The organism is Myroides oncorhynchi, assembly GCF_020905415.1.
GTDB lineage: Bacteria > Bacteroidota > Bacteroidia > Flavobacteriales > Flavobacteriaceae > Flavobacterium > Flavobacterium oncorhynchi_A.
This window is the reverse complement of the sequence record NZ_JAJJMP010000002.1, coordinates 1-3389: the sequence shown is the minus strand read 5'-3', so window position 1 is coordinate 3389 and position 3389 is coordinate 1. Positions and strand designations below refer to the sequence as shown.

Below are 3389 nucleotides of genomic sequence, written 5' to 3'. Positions count from 1 at the left end.
TTTGTTACCCTTACACTCCCTACTGTAGAGGGGGAGGAATTATCTATGCGTATAGATGAAATGGAGAAAGAATGGAGGTTAATATATCAATCAACAAAAAAAGCAAAGTATAAAAAAGGATATCAAATATTCAAGGGTATTCGAAAGGCAGAATGTACTATTCGCCCAGGAGGATTGTATCACTATCATTTTCATATTATCTTAGATGGGTGGGCAGAGGGTGAATGGTTAATTGGGCAATGGCTTAAACGTTTTCCTCAAGCAAATAGGCTTGCTCAAGATATTCGATTTGCCGATGAATTTTCATTTAAAGAGTTATTCAAGTATGCTTTTAAATCTGAAGTAAAAAGTAACTCTAAAGCAAATGCAGAGCGTTATGATTTGGTATTTAATGCCCTAAAAGGGAAACGTACTTATCAAGCTTTTGGAGGAATTAAAGCGATAGAAGAGGAGTTTGATGAAGATGATTTAGAGGGTGGTATTGTACTCGAGGGGATGGCAAATCGTATTTTCAAATGGTGTACAGATGATTGGTATGATAAAGAAGATGGGAATGCTCTCGTAGGTCTTGCAATCCCCGAAAAGGTTAAGAAATTGACTGATTATCCAAATAATTAAATAATTATTTGTACTTAGGTTTTTTAAGCATTTTCCGAACAAAACAAGGTTAGAAATATAAAGGTTGTCGAATAAAACAGAACAGAATTAGCGAAGCGTTTTCTGTTCTGTTTTATTTGAAATAGAGAAACGTAGAATTAACGTTTAAAACCTCTTGATACTTTGGTTGTAACTTCTTCAGTGAGCTTTATAAATTGCTCTTTAGTTTCCTTTAGAAACGTGTATAGTTTGTTTTCGTATTCGTCTCTATTCTTTGTTATTTTTTGCAGTAGTTCCCATATTGACCCTTTAAAAAGTGGACTAATTGGAGGGATGTGTTTACGTAAATACTTATCTACATTCGCAGGGCTTTCGCCATTATTTACATCCTTTACAATTTCTTCTTTGATTTTTTTAGTTGCTAAATTTAGTCTGCGTGTTAAGATATCATTTGCTACTTCATTAGGGTTTAAAACTAATTGATCCATTATCTCTTTATACGCTGTAACTTTTTTCCTTAGTTCTATGTTTTCCATATCTGAGTCATAAAGTTCTTCCTTGAGTTCTTTATAACTGCTTTGAAGTTGTTTTTCTGCCTTTATATGCCTTCTTTCTTCTTTTTGATATACTTCGTCAGCCTTATTTTTTTCGTCCTCTAAAACGACTCTATGTGTCTTTATGTCTTCTATTAGCTTTTCAATTGTAGCATCTTTGTCTATTGAAGAACCATATATTTTTTTTTTCATTACGAGTTCAATAGGTTCATCAACTTTTAAACCAATTTGATTTTCTCTTCTACGGTATTCATCAAGACTTTCGTGTTTAGCTGTAGAGCCTAATTCTCCTCTTTCTAAGCCAAAAGGCTTCATATACTGAGCATAGCTTGTTTGCTTTTTTTGTAGTTCTATTCTATTACCCATTACTTCTTTAGCAGAAAGCTTCCCTTCTTTTGTCAAAGGAATTGTGATTGCGTGTATGTGAGGGGTTTTTTCATCAAGATGTAGAGAGAATCTAACTATGTTTTCTGCTCCATATTGTTCTTTTAAGAATTCATAGTTTGCTTGTACCCATTGTTCTTTTTTCTTTTCATCAGCAAATATAGATATCATATCCTCGTGAGTTCCGGAAAGGATATGTGAGAGAAATCGAACGGCGTCCGTTCTTATCTTCCTTTTGCCATTATAGCCGTCTTGGATACGTGCTTCTATGGCTTTGGGTAGTTCCATACTACAGTATTTATTGACTGCATAATTTTTATTCATATCTCCTCGAGATAAATCTGCGTGTGGATAGGTATGTTCTTGTCCTTCTGTTCTGTCAATATGATGTCCTAATCCTCCCGAACTATCCATTCCCTTTTCGACGTGATATGCTACTTTTCCCATTCCTAACTTTTCTATTTTGCGATTTTAAAAAAGGGGTTTTAACCCCTACCCCCACGAAGTGGGTAACCTCGTAGAGCCTACACTTATTTTGACGTCAGGAAAAAATAAGTATAGTAGGTTATACTTATCGGAAAACCGTAAGTCGTTGCAAGGTACAAAAAAATCGTGTTTAGTGAAGTTCGTATGAAAAGAAAACATATATTTGCAATACAATGAGGAGGGAGTAAGGCTCTGCTGAGGAGCAACCATACAAGCGCCAAAATTTGTAAACGAAACAAGAAAGCCCGAACATTACTGTTCGGGCTTTTTTTTTACCAATCGTTCTTTTGACTATTATTAGATTCTATAAAGCTTTTTAATTCTTGATTTGTAGAGTTAAATAGTTTTGGTAGTTTATCTTTTAAATCTATAAATCTAGGTTTTATAGTCCCGTCTTTTTTATGCCAATATTCAACGTTTGTTTCGTTGACTAAAGTTCTCCAACCTGCTACTGTTGCACTCGATCCTTCTACATAAAATTGAATATCTAATACTTCAAATTTATATCTGTTATCTTTCGCAGATACCTCTATTTGATATTTTAAATCTGTATATGCCGTAACTCCTAGTAATTTGGTTGCATATACAGCAGCAGTAAAGACTTCTATTCTTACATAGTCATTTTGTACAGTTGCTTTTATAACCTCACTGGGTTCTTTAAATGTTTTATTTACCCATTCTAGTGTTTTAGTGTAAATTTCAGCTTGAGTTTTATCTTGAACTGTAGTTACTACAAATGGAGTAAGACCTTCTTTTGTTAGAGTGAATTCCGTAGGGATTTGAGAAAACATTGTTAGAGAAACTAACAAGAATAAAAGGGTAATTATTTTTTTCATAATATCAATTTTTAATAACTTGTTTTGTTCGGAAAATGCTAAAAAACCTACCTGCTTTTTAGCGCAGCTAAAAAGACCTTTGAGCGATACTTTTCGGACCTCCCTTGATAAGTTAGCATAACTGTAGCCAAAATTAAAAAATAAGCGTTACTTTTGAAGCTATATAAAATAAAAAAAGCTATCTAATCGGGGCTGGAACCCCATATGATTTGATAGCTTGTTTAAGTCTTTTACAATGGCAAATCTACTACAAAAAAGGGAATCCCCAAAGGACACCCTTAAAAAAAAGCAATGGTCTAAGTACGTCAGCAAGGGGATAGCCTTATCTCTTATGTATTTCAATTCGAAATCAAAGCTTTTCAAATCTTATAAGAACAGTACATACTGTGCTGAAACACTTCTAACTAATGAAGTAGGTAAGATTAATACAACTTATTGTAAGAATCGTTGGTGTTTGACGTGTGGTCGTATTAAGACAGCAAGGCTTATTAATGCGTATTTACCTCAGTTAGAAGAACTATTTCAACCTGTG

Annotated in this window: 4 protein-coding genes; 2 read left to right on the top strand and 2 right to left on the bottom strand. The window is 33.8% G+C overall.

Annotated features, from left to right (window positions below):
* A partial coding sequence (locus LNQ81_RS18160; RefSeq protein WP_229949367.1) for a protein rep occupies positions 1-618 on the top strand: 618 nt, incomplete at its 5' end.
* Between the two features lie 137 nt (positions 619-755).
* Here LNQ81_RS18160 and mobV read toward each other — a convergent pair.
* The gene (gene mobV / locus LNQ81_RS18155; protein ID WP_229949366.1) at positions 756-1982 is read right to left on the bottom strand and encodes a MobV family relaxase; all 1227 of its coding nucleotides are present in this window, start codon (positions 1980-1982) and stop codon (positions 756-758) included.
* A 311-nt stretch (positions 1983-2293) separates the two neighbouring features.
* Positions 2294-2857 (bottom strand): DUF4468 domain-containing protein, encoded by a 564-nt coding sequence (locus LNQ81_RS18150; RefSeq protein WP_229949365.1) that lies wholly within the window; start codon positions 2855-2857, stop codon positions 2294-2296.
* A 235-nt stretch (positions 2858-3092) separates the two neighbouring features.
* Here LNQ81_RS18150 and LNQ81_RS18145 point away from each other — a divergent pair.
* A partial coding sequence (locus tag LNQ81_RS18145; protein ID WP_229949361.1) for a hypothetical protein occupies positions 3093-3389 on the top strand: 297 nt, incomplete at its 3' end.

Coding starts and splice junctions, on each gene's coding strand:
- mobV (WP_229949366.1), bottom strand. CDS start 1,982: ATGGGAAAAGTAGCATATCACGTCGAAAAGGGAATGGATAGTTCGGGA.
- LNQ81_RS18150 (WP_229949365.1), bottom strand. CDS start 2,857: ATGAAAAAAATAATTACCCTTTTATTCTTGTTAGTTTCTCTAACAATG.